Annotated in this window: 12 protein-coding genes and 1 tRNA gene; 10 read left to right on the top strand and 3 right to left on the bottom strand. The window is 70.0% G+C overall.

All coding sequences use genetic code 11. The features are described from left to right. Positions 1–64: 64 nt before the first annotated feature. Positions 65–1,498, bottom strand: coding sequence for a PAS domain-containing sensor histidine kinase (locus tag EV659_RS03245; protein WP_165878685.1), 1,434 nt, complete (start codon positions 1,496–1,498; stop codon positions 65–67). A gap of 468 nt (positions 1,499–1,966) precedes the next feature. On the opposite strand from EV659_RS03245, the gene EV659_RS03240 reads away from it, so the two are divergent. Together EV659_RS03240 and EV659_RS03235 are read left to right on the top strand one after the other, a co-directional pair. After that, on the top strand, positions 1,967–3,274 hold the full coding sequence (locus tag EV659_RS03240) for a metallophosphoesterase family protein (RefSeq protein ID WP_132707408.1): 1,308 nt from the start codon (positions 1,967–1,969) through the stop codon (positions 3,272–3,274). Continuing rightward, the gene (locus EV659_RS03235; protein ID WP_132707406.1) at positions 3,274–6,873 is read left to right on the top strand and encodes a YhaN family protein; all 3,600 of its coding nucleotides are present in this window, start codon (positions 3,274–3,276) and stop codon (positions 6,871–6,873) included. Before EV659_RS03240 ends, EV659_RS03235 begins: the two co-directional genes overlap by 1 nt. Before the next feature lie 99 nt (positions 6,874–6,972). Here the strand turns inward: EV659_RS03235 and EV659_RS03230 are convergent. After that, a tRNA-Asn gene (locus tag EV659_RS03230) sits at positions 6,973–7,047 on the bottom strand. 500 nt (positions 7,048–7,547) lie between these two features. Between EV659_RS03230 and ubiT the strand changes: the two genes are divergently transcribed. From ubiT to ubiV, 3 genes are read left to right on the top strand one after another with little or no spacing between them, the layout of a single operon-like run. Next, positions 7,548–8,249, top strand: a complete 702-nt coding sequence (ubiT, locus tag EV659_RS03225; RefSeq protein ID WP_165878684.1) for a ubiquinone anaerobic biosynthesis accessory factor UbiT — start codon at positions 7,548–7,550, stop codon at positions 8,247–8,249. Further along, positions 8,249–9,238, top strand: coding sequence for a ubiquinone anaerobic biosynthesis protein UbiU (ubiU, locus tag EV659_RS03220; protein WP_132707402.1), 990 nt, complete (start codon positions 8,249–8,251; stop codon positions 9,236–9,238). The genes ubiT and ubiU overlap by 1 nt, the downstream gene beginning before the upstream one ends. Beyond that, positions 9,235–10,197 (top strand): ubiquinone anaerobic biosynthesis protein UbiV, encoded by a 963-nt coding sequence (ubiV, locus tag EV659_RS03215; RefSeq protein ID WP_132707400.1) that lies wholly within the window; start codon positions 9,235–9,237, stop codon positions 10,195–10,197. Before ubiU ends, ubiV begins: the two co-directional genes overlap by 4 nt. 131 nt (positions 10,198–10,328) lie before the next feature. Here the strand turns inward: ubiV and EV659_RS03210 are convergent, their stop codons facing one another. Then, a complete protein-coding gene (locus tag EV659_RS03210; RefSeq protein ID WP_420877584.1) occupies positions 10,329–11,048 on the bottom strand; it encodes a TerC family protein in 720 nt (239 codons plus the stop codon). 110 nt (positions 11,049–11,158) lie between these two features. On the opposite strand from EV659_RS03210, the gene EV659_RS03205 reads away from it, so the two are divergent. The 5 genes from EV659_RS03205 (at position 11,159) to EV659_RS03185 (ending at position 16,745) form a co-directional block, all read left to right on the top strand. Continuing rightward, positions 11,159–11,629 (top strand): GNAT family N-acetyltransferase, encoded by a 471-nt coding sequence (locus tag EV659_RS03205; protein WP_132707397.1) that lies wholly within the window; start codon positions 11,159–11,161, stop codon positions 11,627–11,629. A gap of 144 nt (positions 11,630–11,773) precedes the next feature. Then, positions 11,774–12,151 (top strand): energy transducer TonB family protein, encoded by a 378-nt coding sequence (locus EV659_RS03200; RefSeq protein WP_165878683.1) that lies wholly within the window; start codon positions 11,774–11,776, stop codon positions 12,149–12,151. 390 nt (positions 12,152–12,541) lie between these two features. Further along, the gene (locus tag EV659_RS03195) at positions 12,542–13,699 is read left to right on the top strand and encodes a phosphoserine transaminase (RefSeq protein WP_132707393.1); all 1,158 of its coding nucleotides are present in this window, start codon (positions 12,542–12,544) and stop codon (positions 13,697–13,699) included. A 189-nt stretch (positions 13,700–13,888) separates the two neighbouring features. Continuing rightward, positions 13,889–15,475: a phosphoglycerate dehydrogenase gene (gene serA, locus EV659_RS03190; RefSeq protein WP_132707392.1), complete on the top strand. Its 1,587-nt coding sequence runs from the start codon at positions 13,889–13,891 to the stop codon at positions 15,473–15,475. A 40-nt stretch (positions 15,476–15,515) separates the two neighbouring features. Then, entirely contained in the window at positions 15,516–16,745 is a 1,230-nt protein-coding gene (locus tag EV659_RS03185; protein WP_132707390.1) for an ATP phosphoribosyltransferase regulatory subunit, read from the top strand.

The raw sequence follows: 16,745 nt of genomic DNA, 5'->3' as shown, positions 1-16,745 counted from the left end.
CCATTGGCACCGGCCAGGACAGCGCGGACGCCCAGGCCGCGCTCCGCCCGGACCAAGACCGGGGTTATCGCGCCGTGCCGTCTGCGCCGTTGGCTCCGGCCGCCTCGGGGCGTAGGGAAAAGACCGTGCCGTCGGGGTCGCTGCGGGTCAGATCGAGGCTGTGTTTGTTGAGGGCTGCGAGCCGGACCGAGATCGGCAGGCCGAGCCCCATGCCGTCGCTGCGGCTTTGCATCGGCTCGTCGCCGGACGGGGTAAAGGGCTGCCAGAGGCTGTGCTGATGGTCCACGGGGATGCCCGGTCCGTCGTCGGCGATGCGCACCTGCGGGCCATGGGGGCCGGGCAAAGCCGACAGGGTGATCGTCTGCGCGCCGGCCTCGATGGCGTTGCGGATCAGGTTTATCAAGATCTGGCGAAGGTGGTCGGGGTCGAAGTGCATCGGCACCGGCGCCGGGTCAGGGGCGATGCGCACCTCGGCGCCGGTCTCGCGCAGTTGAAACACCAGCATGTCGGTACATGTTGCCAGCTCGGCGGCCAGATCCACCGGCACCGGCTGCGCCTGGACCTTGCCGCCGTCGAGCCGGTGCAGGTCGATGATCGGACCGATCACCGACAGCAGATGCCGCCCGGCCTGGCCGATTTTGTCGGCATAATCGGCGTAGCGCGCCGGCAAGGGACCGAACACCTCCTCGCTCATGGTCTCGGCGAAGCCGATCATGGCATTGAGCGGCGTGCGCAGTTCATGGCTCATCATGGCCAGAAAGCGCGATTTGGCGCGGTTCGCCTCCTCGGCTTGCAAGCGCAACTGGTTGGCCTCGTCGGACAGGCGCCGTTCCTTGATCTGGGCCTGCACGTCGGCGGTGATGTCATAATTCAGGCCGACCACGCGGATCACCGTGCCGGCCGCGTCGCGCACCGCCTTGCCGGTCGACTGAAGCCAGCGTTCGGGCCCCAGGTCGGGATGCAGACGAAAGCGGACGGCGCCGCACGAGCCCTGTAGCGTCAGCCGCTCCAGCGCCGCCCGGACCGCCGGCACGTCGTCGGGGTGCAGATAGGCGAACCAGTCCGACAAGCAGCCGGTAAACAGCCGCGGATCGATGCGATAGAGATCGAACATCTCGGTGTCCCAGCGCAGCGTGCCGGCGAGCGGATCATAGTCCCAGATTCCGGCGCCGAGCGATTCCTGCGCCAGTTTGGCCCGGAACCGCGCCTCGCCAACCTCGGCCAAGGTCGATTTGATACGGGTGATGTCCTGAATGAAACCGTACCAGGCGGTTTCGTCCGCGCTGATCCGTTCGGGCATCGACCGGCCGTGGACCCAGACCACCCCCTTGCGCGGGTGGGCGATGCGATACTCCGCCTCCCACTCGGTCAGCGTCTCGGCGGAGCGTCGAACGCTGGCCAGGATATCGTCGCGATCATCGGGGTGGATGATGTCCCACAGTGCCGCGAAGTCGTTGTGGGCCGCCTGTTCGGGCGTGATCCCGTAGACGTCCGCCATGCCGGGCGAATGCCAGGACAGCCACCGTTTACCGCCGTCGGTCTCGTGATACTTGTAAAAAAAACCTGGTAAGAATTTATCAAGTTTTTCAAAAAGGTCTTCGTCCCACATGGGGCTCGCCCCCGCCCTCTTTTGTTGATCGACTTTCAGCATATGTGCCTCCCAGCCATGAATTCATATCTGATTCTCGTCTGGCGTGTAAATTTCTGATTGCAAAGGGGTCGCGGCGCAGAGTAGTCAGTCAAAAGTTAAAATTTAGGTGACAAAAAATTGCCAATACCGGGACGGCGTGGGGCGGTCGCGGTGGGCGTGTCCCGCTGTCTGGCCGCAGCGGCCCAGTTGGCCGGTGCGGTCCCACGGTGCGGTCGCGGTCCGGTTCCTGCCAGGGCCTTGGTCGGCAATTGATTTGGCGTCGGCGGTGGGGCACGGTCGGGCGGTGGTCGATCAAGCCGAGCCTGTGTCCCGCCGATGTCGTTTCGTTTCCTTCACACCGCCGACGTGCACCTGGATTCGCCGCTACGCTCGCTGTCCCTGCGCGATGCCGAGGCCGGGCGGACGATTGCCAACGCGACCCGTCAGAGCTTTGCGCGCATCGTCGATCTGTGCCTGGAAGAGCAGGTCGACGCGCTGCTGATCGCCGGCGACCTCTATGACGGCGACCTGCGCAGCATGAAGACGGCGGCGTTCCTGACCGGCCAGATGCGCCGCCTGACCGATGCCGGCATCGCCGTCTGTCTGATCCAGGGCAATCACGACGCGGCGTCGGTGGTCACCCGCGACCTGGCTTGGCCCGAGGGGGTTTTCCAGTTTCCGCCCGACGGCGGCACGGTCGCGCTCCAGGACGGCCGGGTGGCGGTGCACGGGGTCAGCTTCGCCCGGCCCCAGGCGCCCCACAGCCTGCTGCCCGTCTATCCCGCCCCGGTGGCCGGCGCCATCAATGTGGGCCTGCTGCACACCAGCCTGGCCGGCAGCGCCGAGCACGACACCTATGCGCCCTGCGCGCTCGCCGACCTGCTCGCCCATGGTTACGATTATTGGGCGCTCGGCCACATCCACAAGCGCATGGTCCATGCCGAGGCGCCGGTGGCCGTGGTCATGCCCGGCATCCCCCAGGGCCGTCACATCAACGAGGCCGGTGTTAAAACGGTGACGCTGGCCGAGATCGACGACGACGGTCGCACCCGGCTTGCCGAACGGGTGGTCGCCCCGGCGCAGTTCGAGCGCGTGGCGGTGGACCTGGACGGGCTGGCCCAGTGGTCGGCGCTGCCCGAGCGGCTGGAGGCGGCTTTGGCCGAGGCGCGCGCTGGTGTCGCTGCTGACCATCTGGTGGCGCGGCTGACCCTGACCGGGGCCACCGGGCTGGCCGCGCGGCTGGTCCGCGACGCCGACATGGTCGTCGAAGAGGCGACCGAAGCGGGGCGGCGCGTCGGCGGCGTGCTGATTGATCGGCTGGATAACCGCACCGAGCCTGCGGGTCGCGACGATGGCGCGGTCGAGACCAAGGCGGCGGCCGACGCGCTACCGCTCGCTGAACTCGGGGCGCTGCTCCGGACGCCGGGGCCCGGGCGCGAGCGGGTGGCGGCCGAGGTCGCCGACCAAGCGGCCGGTCTGCAACGCAAGCTGCCGCCCGAGGTGCGCGACCGGCTGCTTGACCCGGCCGCCGATGACCCGGTGGCGGCCTATCTCGACACCGGGGCCCAAGCGGTCTTGGCCCGGTTGACCGCCCGCGGTTCGGCCGACCCCGAGAGCGGCGAGCAGGGGGGAGGGGGCGACTGATGCGCTTCGACCGGCTTTCGCTGATCCGCTACGGCCATTTCACCGACCATGAGATCGTCTTCGACCGCCCGGCCGATGGCGGCGACTTTCATCTGGTCTACGGGCCCAACGAGGCCGGCAAATCGACGCTGCGCGATGCCTGTCTCGATTTCCTGTTCGGCTTTCAGCACAAGACGCGGTACGCCTTCTTGCACCAGACGACCCATCTGGAGGTGGCGGCCGCGTTGAGCGCGGCGGGCATGGATGGGGTCACCGCCCGGCGCGTCAAGCGGCGCAAGGACGACCTGCTCGACGCCGCCGGCGCGCCGGCGCCCAACGTGCTCGGTGGCGCTGTCCGGGCGGCCCTGGGGGGCATCGACCGGGCTGCCTACACGTCGATGTTTTCGCTCGACGAGGCATCGCTGGCCAAGGGTGGCGAGGACATTCTCGATAGCCGGGGCGATCTGGGCGCGCTGTTGTTCTCGGCGACCTCGGGGCTGGCCTCGGTCGCCAAGGAACTCGACGATCTGCGCGCCGAAGCCGACGGCTTCTACAAGCCGCGTGCCCAAAAGCACCGTTTGAAGGAACTGACCGACGAACTGGCCGAGATCGACGCCGAAATCGTGAACAGCGATGTGACCGCGTCCGCTTTCGCCGCCTTGCGCCAGGCCGAAGACACCGCCCGCGCGGCCTATGAAGACGCCGCCCGCAGCGCTGAAACCGCCGCCCGGCGGTTGGCCCATGTGGGGGCCACGCTCGACGCGCTGCCCGGCTGGCAGGCGCTCGCCCGGTTGCGAGCCCGGCGCACCGACCTGGCCGACGCGCCCGATACCGCCGACCTGGTCGATACCGCCGAGGCCCTGCGCCCGCGCGAGGTCGGGGCGCGCACGGGCCTCGCCAATGCCCGCGCGCGGGTGGCCGAGGCCCGGGCGGCGCGCGACCGGGTGCAGGTCGACCGGGATGCGCTGGCGCTTGCCCCGGCGCTCGACCGGCTCGACGCCACCGACCGCGAAGTCCGCTATCGGGCCGCCGATGGACTAGCCGAGGCGCGCGCGGAGCGTCGCCGGCTCGACGACCATATCGCCGACTTGTTGGCGCGCCTCGGCCGGCCGGACGCCGCACCCGCGTCGTTGCGCCTCGACGACGCCACCTTGGCGACGCTGCGCGCCCGGTTGGCTGAGCGCACGCGGCACCTGGATCGGATCGAGACCGCCGAGGCCGAGCGGGCCCGCGCCGATGAGGCCGCAGCGGCAGCCCGGGCCGCGCTCGACGCCGTGCCGGCTCCGGCCGACCTGTCGGCTCTCGACCGGACGCTCGACGCCGGGCGCGAGGCGCTGGCGCCGGCTGCCGTCGCCGCCGCCCATGCCCAGGCTGCAGAGGCGGCGGACGATCGCCGGCGCGAACTGGCCGCGCTCGCGCCCTGGACCGGCGACGCGGCGGCGCTTGATGCCCTGGTGCTGCCGGACGCTGCGACCCTCGATGCCCTGGCGGCGCGCGAACGACAATTGGCCGACGACCGGCGCGACGCCCGCAAGGCCCTTGATGCCGCTGAGGCCGAGTGTGCCCAAGCCGCCGCCGACCGGGACGCGCTGATGGCCGACGCGACGGTGAGCGCGGCAGCGGCCCTTGACGACCGGCGCGGTGCGCGCGACGCCGCCTGGGCCGAACACCGGGCGTTGGTCGACGCCGAGGCCCCGCCGGCGCCCGAGCGGTTGCGCGCCACCGCCGACCGGTTCGAGGCTGCGGCGGCCGACCATGACCAGGCGGTCGAGGCGCGGCTCGCCCATGCCGACGCCTGGGCGCAGGTGACCGAGGCGCGCCGGCGGCTGAACCGCGCCGAGGCCGAGCGCGATACCGCCCGCCGGCGTGACGCGGCGCTGGCGGCGGACGCGGCGGCCTTGGAGGCGGAGTTGGCCGACCGTGCCCGGGCGCTCGGTCTGGGCGAGCCGGTGTCGGCGGCGTCATTGGGGCGCTGGGCGACGGCCGCCCGGGCCGTGCGCGACCGGTGGCCGGCCCTGGAGCGCAAGGTCATGGCCGCGCGCACCCGGTTGGACGCGGCGACACAGGCGCGCGAGCGCCTGACCCAAGACCTGGCCGCCGCCGGTCTTGAGGTCGGCCCCGGTTTTGGCGGCGGCGCCCCGGCGGACGGCGGGATTGCCCCAGCACAGGCCCCAGAGAATGCTCCCGACGAGGCCGAGGCCCGGGCGCTGCTGGCCCATGTCGACGCGGCGCTCGACCGGTGGCGCCGGGCGGCGCAGGATCGGCGCACCCATGAACGAGCGCTGGCCGACGCCACCGCCGAACGCGACCGGCGCGTCGCCACGCTCGACGACGCGCGCCGGGCGCTCGACGCCTGGACGGATGCGTGGCGTCAGGCGCTCGGGCCAACCTGGATCGCGGCCGGGACCGAGCCCGAAACGGTGGCCGTCCTGCTGGACCGGCTCGACGATCTGGCCCAGCGCCTGGGCGAGGCGCGCGCGCTCGACGCCACGATCGACGCCCTGGCCGCCGACCGCGACCGCTTCGCCCAAGCGGTCGCCGACTTGGTGGCCGAGGCGCCGGCCGATTGGGCGCTGGACCCGGTCGGCGACCCGGTGGCGGCGCTCAAGGCGGTGCGCGATCGGGTCGGCGAGGCGCGCGCTGCCGAGCGCGACCACCAAACCCTCACCCAAGAGTGGCAGGCTGCCGGGCAAGCCCTGGCCAAGGCCGAGGCCGCCATGCGCGATGTCGACCGGGAGATCGCCGCGCTCGCCGAGCGGGTGCCGGGCTGCGACGACCTGGGCCAGATGATCGCCGAGATCCGCCGGGCCGCCGAGCGCGACGACCTGGACGCCCGGATCGCCGAGGCCGAGGACGATCTGTGCCGCCGGCTTGGCGCCGCCGACCTGGACGCGGTCGCCGGGCGCTTGGCGGCGGTGGCCGACGACCCGGAGCAACAGGACGAGTTGGCGGCCGAGCGCGAGCGCCTGGACGCCCAGCGCGACGCCGACCGGGTCCGGGTGTCGGAGGCCTATGCGGCGTGGAAGCAGGCCGAGGCGGCGCGCGACGGCATCGGCAGCGACGACCGCCCGGCGCGGCTGGCCGAACGGCGCGCGGCGCTTTTGCTGCTGATCGAGGAGGAGGCGCAGGCGTTTTTGCGCCTGTCGGCCGGCGTCGCCATGGTCGAGGAGGCGTTGCGCGCCTATCGCGACACCCACCGCAGTTCGATGATGCGGCGCGCCAGCGAGGCGTTCGCCACCATCACTGGCGGCGCGTTCCGGGGCCTCGATTCGGCGGTGTCGAAGACCGGCGAAGCGCTGGTCGGTGTGCGCGCCGAGGGCGGCACGGTGACCGCCGATGAGATGTCGCGCGGCACCCGGGCGCAGCTTTATCTGGCCCTGCGCATCGCCGGCCATGCCGAGTTCGCCGAGCGCGGCCCGGTGCCGCCGTTCTTCGCCGACGACATTCTGGAGACCTTCGACGACGACCGCGCGGCCGAGACGTTCGCCTTGCTGCACGCCATGGCCGGGCAGGGCCAGGTGATCTACCTGACCCACCACCGCCATCTGTGCGAGATCGCCCGCACGGTCTGCGGCGACGGCGTGCGCCTGCACCAGTTGCCCGGGCGCGGCGGCACCTGACCGGGCCGCTGCCGGCCCGGCACGATGCGCCACGAAACATCACGAAACATGATGGGCCACGAAAAAAGCCCAGCCGGCGTCGGCTGGGCTTTCGGAAACTGGCTCCCCGGGACGGATTCGAACCGCCGGCCAAGCGGTTAACAGCCGCTTGCTCTACCGCTGAGCTACCGGGGATCAGGGGGCGACAGGCGCCGCCCTGGTGGACGCTCAGGTATCAGGCTTCGCGCCGCCTGCCAACCCCTAAATGAGAGTTTTTTCATCGCCGTACCGGCTCACCGCCCGGTCCTGGCCCGGTCCTGGCCGGGGCATGGCCGGGCACGCGCCAAGCTGCATCGCCATGGCAAGCCCGCCCGGGCAAAGCAATCCAACCGCCGCCGGCCCGACAGCCCGGCCTGGCACCCCGGCCCGGACCCGACCACTGCGGCGGTGTCGACTTTTCGTCGCGCCGGCCGTGCCGGGCCTTGCCCGCGCCGGCGCGCCGGTCTAGAGGTCGGCTGTCAACGGCGCTGGACAGTCGTTGTGCGACAGACCGCATTTACAGTTACGCTTTGTGGAGTGTATGCGGGGCTTATGGGGTTACGGCCCCGGCCGGTCGATGGATCGTCGGGCGGCCGCCGATGCCCGGCCGGGGTCTCCGGTTCCACCCTCCCCGCGATCAGATCAGGACGGATGAGATGAGCTTGGGTCCCGCGTCGATCACGCCGTTGACACCTCTGGGCCTGCTGGCCCGGCCATTGCCGCGCCGGCCGCTCGAACGGCTGCTGCAAGGGCTGGCCGACCGGCTGGTCGAGCGCCACCCCGAGATGCTCGACCGGGTCGCCGATGCCGGCTCGGCGCGGCTGTATCTGCGCGCCAGCGACCTGCCGTGGCACGCGCTGATCGCCATCGAGAGCGACCGCGCCGAGGTCTGGCTGCTCGACGAGGCGCCGGGCGAGAGCGAGTGGGACGCCGCCATCGAAGGGCCCTTGGCCCGGCTGCTGGCCACCGCCGGCGGCACCGACGACGGCGACGCGCTGTTCTTCTCGCGCGAGATCCGGGTCACCGGCAACAGCGATCTGGCGGTGGCGCTGCGCAACGCGCTCGACGGCGCCGAGATCGATTTCGTCGACGAACTGTCGGGCATGTTCGGTCCGGCGTCGGGGCTGGCCACACGCGGCATTGGCGCGCTGGTCGATGCCTATCGCGCCGCCGAGACCGGGCTCGACCATGTCAAGACCGAGTGGCGCGCGCCGCTCGCCGCCCGGATCGACGCCCAGGCGCGCGAGATCGCCGCGCTCAAGGCCGAGGTCGAGCGCCTGCGCCGGCGCGCCCCGCGCGGTCGGCCCACCGGGGCGCCGTCCGCGCCGACCGCTTCTTCGCAAAAGGAGTCCATCTGATGACCACCGGACCGGAACTGGTCTGTCCCGCCGGCACGCCGGCGAGCCTGCGCGCCGCCGTCGACGCCGGCGCCGACGCGGTTTATGTGGGGTTTCGCGACGAAACCAACGCCCGCAACTTCCCCGGCCTCAATTTCTCGCGCGATGAACTGGCCGAGGCGGTCGACTATGCCCATGCCGGCGGCAGTCACGTCTATCTGGCGGTCAACAGCTTCGCGCGCGCCGGCGATCTGAAGATCTGGACCGACGCCATCGACGACGGCGCGCGGATCGGCGTCGACGCGGTGATCCTGTCGGACATCGGCATGCTCGCCTATGCCGCCGAAACGCACCCGGATTTGCGCCTGCACCTGTCGGTCCAGGCCAGCGCCGCGCACCCCGAGGCGCTGGAATATTATCGCCGCGCCTTCGGCATCAAGCGCGCCGTGCTGCCGCGGGTGCTGACCGTCGACGATATCCGCCGGCATGGCGACCGCACCTCGGTGGAATATGAGGTGTTCGTGTTCGGCGGCCTGTGCCCGATGGCCGAGGGTCGCTGCCACCTGTCGTCCTACGCCACCGGCAAGTCGCCCAACACCACCGGCGTGTGCTCGCCGGCGGCGTCGGTGCACTATGAGGACGGCCCCGACGGCCTGGTCACCCGGCTCGGCGACTTCGCCATCAACCGCGTGGCGCCGGGCGAGGCGGCCGGCTATCCGACCCTGTGCAAGGGCCGTTTCCAGGTCGCCGGCCAGGAACTGCACATTTTCGAAGACCCGGTGAGCCTCAACGCCGCCGAGGTGATGAAGGGGCTGGTGGACGCCGGCGTCTCGGCGCTCAAGATCGAGGGCCGGCAGCGCGGCCGGTCTTATGTGGACCGGGCGGTGCGCACCATGCGCAGCCTGCGCGACGCCGCCCTGCGCGGCGAAACCCCCGACGCCAGCGTGCTCGACAGCCTGTCCGAGGGCGGCCGCCGCTCCACCGGTGCCTATAAGAAGGAATGGCGATGACCGAAGACCTGTCCCCCGCCGTGCGCGACCTGACCGAGGCGACGCGCGACGGCGCCGGCGACCTGGGGCTGTTGAGCCTGGGGCCGCTGTTGTTCCACTGGCCGGCCGAGCGTTGGCGGGATTTCTATTGCCAGATCGCCGACGAGGCGCCCGTCGACACGGTCTATGTGGGCGAAGTGGTGTGCCCCAAGCGCTGGCGCTTCAACCGCCCGCACCTGCAAACCGTGGTCGAGCGGTTGCACAAGGCCGGCAAGACCGTGGTGATCTCGACGCCGGGTCTGGTCTCGGAGGAAGAGGATCTGGCGCTGGTCGAGGAATTGATCGACCTGGGCCTGCCGGTGGAGGTCAATGATATCGCCACCTTCGGCGTGCTCGAACGGCGCGGCCGGCGCGGTGCGGTCGCCGGGTCGCTGCTCAACGTCTATAACGAGGCGACGCTGCGTTACCTGGCCGGCGCCGGCGTCGAGCGCTCGGTGACCCCGAGCGAATTGCCCGGCCCGTCGATCCACGCCCTGGCGGCGGTCGGCGAACCGGCGCTCGAAGTGCAGGTGTTCGGCCGCTGGCCGCTGGCGATTTCGGCGCGCTGCTACCATGCCCGCGCCCATGGCCGGGCCAAGGCGTCGTGCCGCTTCGTCTGCGGCGAGGACCTGGACGGCCTGCCGGTGGATACGCTCGAAGGCCAGCCGTTCCTGTCGGTCAACGGCGTGCAGACCCTGTCGGGCGCCTATGCCTGCCTGACCGGCGAGATCGCCACCCTGCGCGGCGTCGGCGTGGCCGGCTTCCGGCTGTCGCCGCAGGATGTGGACATGGTGCGCATGGCGCGGGTCTATCGCGACCTGCTCGACGGCCGCTTGGACGCCGAAGAGGCGCTCGGCGAGGTCGAGGACGAATGCCCGCACGTGCCGCTGGCCAACGGTTTTTACCGCAACAATCCAGGCGCGGCCTGGGTCGAGGCGTAACGCCGCTTAGCGCCCCCGGCGCCCAGGTTCTGGTGAGGCCATCGGGCCGGGCGGGAGCGATCCCGTCCGGCCCGATGGCGTTTTCACCGGCGCGACCAGGCCCCGCCCGTGGCCGCCGACGGGCCGGCGGGTCAGGCGCGGCGGCGTTTGCGGGCGGTCAGGTTGAGCACTTCGACCAGGGCCGAGAAGCCGACCGCGAAATAGAGATAGCCGCGCGGGATGTGGAAATGCAGGCCGTCGGCCACCAGCGCCACGCCGATCAGCAACAAAAAGCTCAACGCCAGCATCTTGGTGGTCGGGTGGCGCTGGATGAAGTCGGCCACCGGGTCGGCGGCGAAGATCATCACCCCGATCGCCGCCGTGACCGCCGCGATCATCACCTCGATATGGTCGACCATGCCGACCGCGGTGATCACGCTGTCGAGCGAGAACACCATGTCGAGCGCCATGATCTGGGCGATGGCGGCGGCGAAGCCGATGCTGGCCGCCTTGGTGGCGTTGCCGTGGTCGTCCTCGCCCTCGACGGTGGCATGGATCTCGGTGGTGCCCTTGTAAAGCAGGAACAACCCGCCGCCCATCAAGATCAGGTCGCGCCAGCTGACCCCTTGGCCGAACACGGTCATGAACGGTTTCTGAAGCGAAATGATCCAGGCGATCCCCAGCAGAAGCCCGATGCGCATGACCAAGGCGCCCAACAGGCCGATCAGCCGGGCGCGGGCTTGGCGGTGCTCGGGCAGGCGGCTGGTGATCACCGACAGAAAGATCAGATTGTCAATGCCGAGGATGATTTCGAGCAACGCCAGGGTGGCGAAACTCGCCCAGACTTGCGGATCGGTCAGCAGGGCCATGATGTGGTTCCCAAACGGCGCACTAGCCCGGTTGACGCGCGCGCGGCGACGGTTTCACCCTTGGGCCGGGGCGATGAGCGTACGCGCCCGTGCCTGCCATGGAGACGCCAGCGATGCAAGCCGACGGCATTTTTTCAGCCCAGCCCGACCATATGGCGGTTGTGGCGCGGTTGTTCCGGGACTATCAGGCCGAGCTCGGGATCGATCTGTGCTTTCAGGGGTTCGCGGCCGAGTTGGCCGGCCTGCCCGGGGTCTATGCACCGCCGGCCGGGGCGTTGCTGCTGGCCTGGGCCGGCGGCGAGGCGGTCGGCGTGGTCGGCCTCAAGCCGCTCGAACCGCCCGAGGTGGCGGAGATGAAGCGGCTTTATGTGGTGCCGTCGGCGCGCGGTGCGGGCGTGGCCGAGGCATTGTGCCTGCGTATCGAGGGGGCGGCGCGGCTGGCTGGCTATCGCCGCCTCAAGCTCGACACCCTGGCGCGTCTGGACGCCGCGAACCGGCTCTATCAACGGCTCGGATACCGACCGACGGCGCCCTATTCGTACAACCCCGAGGCCGATATCCGCTACTTCGAAAAGGCGCTGTGAGCGGCCCCGAACCGGCCCGCACGGGTCTCCTCGAACCGGACCAGAACCGGGCAATTTGCGTGCTTTGTTTAATCATCTTTTTACAGCCTGCCCTTTAGAAGGGGTGCGACCAATTTTCCTGCTCACATGTTGGAGGCTGATATCATGAAACGCATTGGTCGTGCCTTGTTCGTTTTGCCCGCTTTGGTGGCCGCCTGGATGGTCCTGGGCGCGCCGGACGCCCAAGCGCAGGATGTCAAGTCCTGGCAAAAGGCCATTCTGCAAAAAGTGCAAAAGAACCAGGATTACCCTCGCTCGGCGATTGCGCGTCGGCTGGAAGGCGCTGCCAAGATCGAAATCACCATCGACGGTCAGGGCGTGATCACCAGCTACGAAGTGCTGGAGAGCACCGGCCACGATGTGCTGGATCGCCAGTTGCCGCGCCTGATGGACAAGCTGGACCCGCTGCCGGTGCCGCCGGCGCAATTGATGAAGGGCGACAGCTTCACCTTCAAGCTGCCGCTGGTCTGGCGCCTGGGCTAAGCGACGCCGCACCGCTCGCCCGATGGCCCCACGGGTCGCGCCGCGTCTCCGGGCACCGACCGGGACGCCGACCCCCATGGACGCCGATCCGGGGACGCCGGTCGACCCGAGCCGTGGGATGGCGTTGGCGCGGCCGACGGGGCGTTGCGGCCATGGCGGTGTTGCGGCGGTGGTGTGGTTGCGAAATGAGCCGCCTTGGGCAGCCGGTTGGCCGGACGTCCAAGGCGGCTCATTTTGTTTGCGGCGGCCGCGTCGGCGCGGTTTTCCGCGCTCGATTTATGCCGCAGCGCGAAAAGATCATTTGACATCCCTCTCCCGATCTCTAGCTTGGCGCGTGGGCCACGACCTCCCAACGGGTCGCGTGCTCTCTGGAAGGAGAGGAGAAAACCTATGTCGAAGCCTACCGACCGTCCCCGACGGCCGCATTTCTCGTCGGGGCCTTGCGCCAAGCGTCCGGGCTGGACGCCAAGCGTGCTCGCCGAAGCCCCCGTCGGCCGTTCCCACCGCTCCAAACCCGGCAAGGCCAAGCTCGCTGAGGCGATCGAGCGTACCCGCGCGATCCTCAACGTGCCCGCCGACCACCGCATCGGCATCGTGCCGGCGTCCGATACCGGCGCTTATGAAATGGCCATGTGGTCGCTTCTGGGCGCCCGGCCGGTGGAGATGCTGGCTTGGGAGAGCTTCGGTCAGGGTTGGGTGACCGACGCGCAGAAACAGCTCAAGCTCGACAACTGCCAGATCAAGACCGCCGACTATGGCGAGATCGTCGATCTGGCCGGCGTCAATGCGGCCGAGCACGATGTCTGCTTCACCTGGAACGGCACCACCTCGGGCGTCAAGGTGCCCGATGGCGACTGGATTCCGGCCAATCGCGACGGCCTGACCCTGGTCGACGCCACGTCGGCCGCGTTCGCCATGGATCTGCCCTGGGACAAGATCGACGTCGCCACCTTCTCCTGGCAGAAGGTGATGGGCGGCGAGGCTGCCCACGGTGTGCTGATCCTGAGCCCGCGCGCCGTGCAGCGGTTGGAAAGCTATACGCCGCCCTGGCCGCTGCCGAAGATCTTCCGCCTGACCAAGGGCGGCAAGCTCAACGAGGGCATTTTCGAGGGCGCGACCATCAACACGCCGTCCATGCTGTGCGTCGAAGACTATCTCGACGCGCTCAAATGGGGCGAGCAGGTGGGCGGTCTCAACGGTCTGATCAAGCGCAGCGAGCGCAATCTGGCGGTGCTCGAAGACTGGGTCGCCAAGCGCGACTGGATCGATTTCCTGGCCGCCGACAAGGCGATCCGCTCCAACACCTCGGTGTGTCTGAAGATCGTCGACGACTGGTTCGCCGGCCTCGATGCCGAGGCTCGGGCCCAGGTGCCCAAGAAGATCGACGCGCTGTTGCAGGGCGAGGGTGTCGCCTACGACATCAACGGCTATCGCGACGCGCCGCCGGGCCTGCGCATCTGGTGCGGCGCCACCGTCGACACCGACGATGTGGCCGCGCTGACCGGCTGGATCGACTGGGCCTACGAGACCGTCAAGGCCGACTTTTAAGCCATTGGCACGTTCGCCCGGGCGCCGGCCGAGGTCGGCATGCGGGTTGGCACATTTTCATTGACAGGTGAGGCGACGGCAGCCCCGGACACGTCGTGTTCGGACATGCCGGCCGCCGCGTCTCGACGGCCGGTTGGGCGGTTCGTCGAGAGGCGGCCGGACCGCCCGCGCCGCACACAGGAGCATCACATGGTCAAGGTTCTTATTGCCGATAAAATGAGCCCCAAGGCGGCGGAGATCTTCCGCGACCGGGGCGTCGACGTGGACGAAAAGCCGGGCATGAGCCCCGACGAGCTCAAGGCGTGCATCGCCGAGTATGACGGCCTGGCGGTGCGCTCGGCCACCAAGGTGACGCCGGAGATCCTGGCCGCGGCCGACAATCTCAAGGTGATCGGCCGCGCCGGCATCGGCGTCGACAACATCAATGTGCCCGAGGCCACCAATCGCGGCGTGGTGGTGATGAACACGCCGTTCGGCAACTCGATCACCACCGCCGAGCACGCCATTTCGATGATGATGGCGCTGGCCCGCAACATCCCCGCCGCCAATGCCTCGACCCAGGCCGGCAAGTGGGAAAAGTCCAAGTTCATGGGCGTCGAGGTGCACGGCAAGGTGCTGGGCATCATCGGCTGCGGCAATATCGGCCAGATCGTCGCCGACCGCGCCTTGGGGCTGAAGATGCGCGTGCTGGGCTATGACCCGTTCCTGTCGGAAGACCGGGCGCGCGAACTGGGCATCCGCCGGGTCGAGTTGGACGAACTGTTCGCCAAGTCGGACTTTATCACCCTGCACACGCCGCTGACCGACCAGACCCGCGGCATCGTCGGCAAGGCGGCGTTCGACAAGATGAAACCCGGCGCGCGGCTGGTGAACTGCGCACGCGGCGGCCTGGTGGACGAAGCGGCACTCAAGGAAGCGCTCGACAGCGGCAAGATCGCCGGCGCCGCGCTCGACGTGTTCGCCGAAGAGCCGGCCAAGGAGAACGCGCTGTTCGGCACCGCCAATTTCGTCGCCACCCCGCATCTGGGTGCGTCGACCACCGAGGCGCAGGTCAATGTGGCGATCCAGGTGGCCGAGCAGATGTCGGACTATCTGTTGACCGGCGGCGTGACCAACGCGCTCAACATGCCGTCCTTGTCGGCCGAGGAAGCGCCGCTGTTGCAGCCCTATATGAAGCTGGCCGAACAGGTCGGCGGGTTCGCGGGCCAGATCACCGAGTCGAGCCTGAAGAAGGCGCGCATCGAATATGAGGGCCATGTGGCGACCTTGAACACCAAGCCGCTGACCGCCGTGGTGCTCGAAGGGTTGCTGGCGCCGCTGATGGACTCGGTCAACATGGTCAACGCCCCGGTGATCGCGCGCGAACGCGACATCGAGGTGGCCGAGGTCAAGCACGACCGCGCCGGCGATTATCACACGCTGATTCGCCTCACCGTCGAGACCGACCGGGGCGAACGCACGGTGTCGGGCACGCTGTTCGCCAACGAGGCGCCGCGCATCGTGCGCATCAACGATGTGCCGATCGAAGCGCGCTTGTCCCAGCACATGCTCTACGTCACCAACAACGACAAGCCGGGCTTCATCGGCGCGCTGGGCAGCACGCTTGGCGAGGCGGGCATCAACATCGCGCGCTTCAGCTTGGGCCGGCCCGGCGACGACGGCCCGGACGGCATCGCCGTGGCCCTGGTGGCGGTCGACCAGCCGGTGGGCAAAGAGGTGCTGGACAAAATCAACGCCTTGACCCATGTGCGTCAGGCCAAGGCGCTGCGTTTCTAGCGCGCGCACCCCGACCCCGACCGGAGGACCGACCCCAGCCATGACTGCCGAGCGACCGCCGTTCGCCCCGGGCCCCGGCGCCCGCGGGCTTCTGCCCGAAGGGTTCCGCGATCTCATGCCGCCCTGGGCCGAGCATGAGGCGCGGCTGACCGACCGGCTGACCGCGACGTTCGCGGCCCATGGTTATGAACGGGTGTCGCCGCCTCTGGTCGAGTTCGAAGACAGTCTGGCCGGGGCGGGCTTCGCCGGCGCCCCGGCCGGACGCCTGAGCGCCGGAGCGGCGCCGATGTTCCGGCTGCTCGACCCGGCGTCGAACCGCATGATGGCGGTGCGCAGCGACATGACCTTGCAGATCGCGCGCCTCGCCGCCACCCGGCTTGCCGATCGGCCGCGCCCGCTGCGGTTGAGCTATGCCGGCCATGTGATGCGCGTGCGCGGCAGCCAGTTGCGCCCGCAGCGCCAGTTTCGCCAGGCCGGCGTCGAGTTGATCGGCGCCGAGGGCCGCGAGGCCGAACTGGAAGTGATCGCGCTCGCCGTCGAGGCGGCCGAGACCGCCGGGCTCGACGGTCTGTCGCTCGACCTGACCATGGTCGGCTTCGTGCCGGCCCTGGCGCGCGGCCTGGGCCTCGACGCCGCTGCGGCCGAGACCTTGACCGCGGCGCTCGACACCAAGGATGTGGGCGCGCTCGACGGCTTGGACGAGACCGCGCGCGGCTTGGGCCGCGGCGTGCTCGAAGCCGCCGGTCTGGCCGAGCCGGCCTTGGCGCGCCTGTTGGCGCTCGACCTGCCGGACGAGGCGGCGCGCCTGGCCCGCGACCTGGCCGACCTGGCCGGGCGGATCGCCGCCGATGTGCCGGGCGTGGCGCTGACCGTCGACCCCGGCGAGACCCGCGGCTTTCACTATAAGCGCGGGGCCGCGTTCAGCCTGTTCGCCCATGGCGTGCGCGGCGCGCTGTGCCGGGGCGGGCGCTACCGCACCGGCGGCGCGGACGCGGCCGGCACCGACCGGGGCCCGGGCGGCGAGCCGGCGGTGGGCTTCTCGCTCTATCTCGATACCATGTTACAGGGCCTGGCCCCGCCGGCGCCGGCCGAAACCGTCTATGTGCCCGCCGGGACGCCGCGCGCCGAGGCCGCTGCCCTGCGCGGTGCCGGGTGGCGCACGGTCAACGGGCTTGCCAAACCGGGCGACCCCGTGGAAGAAGCACGGCGGCTGCAGTGCAGCCACGTTTTGACCGACCGGGGTCCGGTGCCCGTTTCCACCGCCGGCTGA

Origin of the sequence: Rhodothalassium salexigens DSM 2132 (assembly GCF_004341375.1) — a bacterium.
Taxonomy (GTDB): domain Bacteria; phylum Pseudomonadota; class Alphaproteobacteria; order Sphingomonadales; family Rhodothalassiaceae; genus Rhodothalassium; species Rhodothalassium salexigens.
The sequence above is the reverse complement of the archived record's forward strand: the minus strand, read 5'-3'. Positions and strand labels throughout refer to the sequence as shown.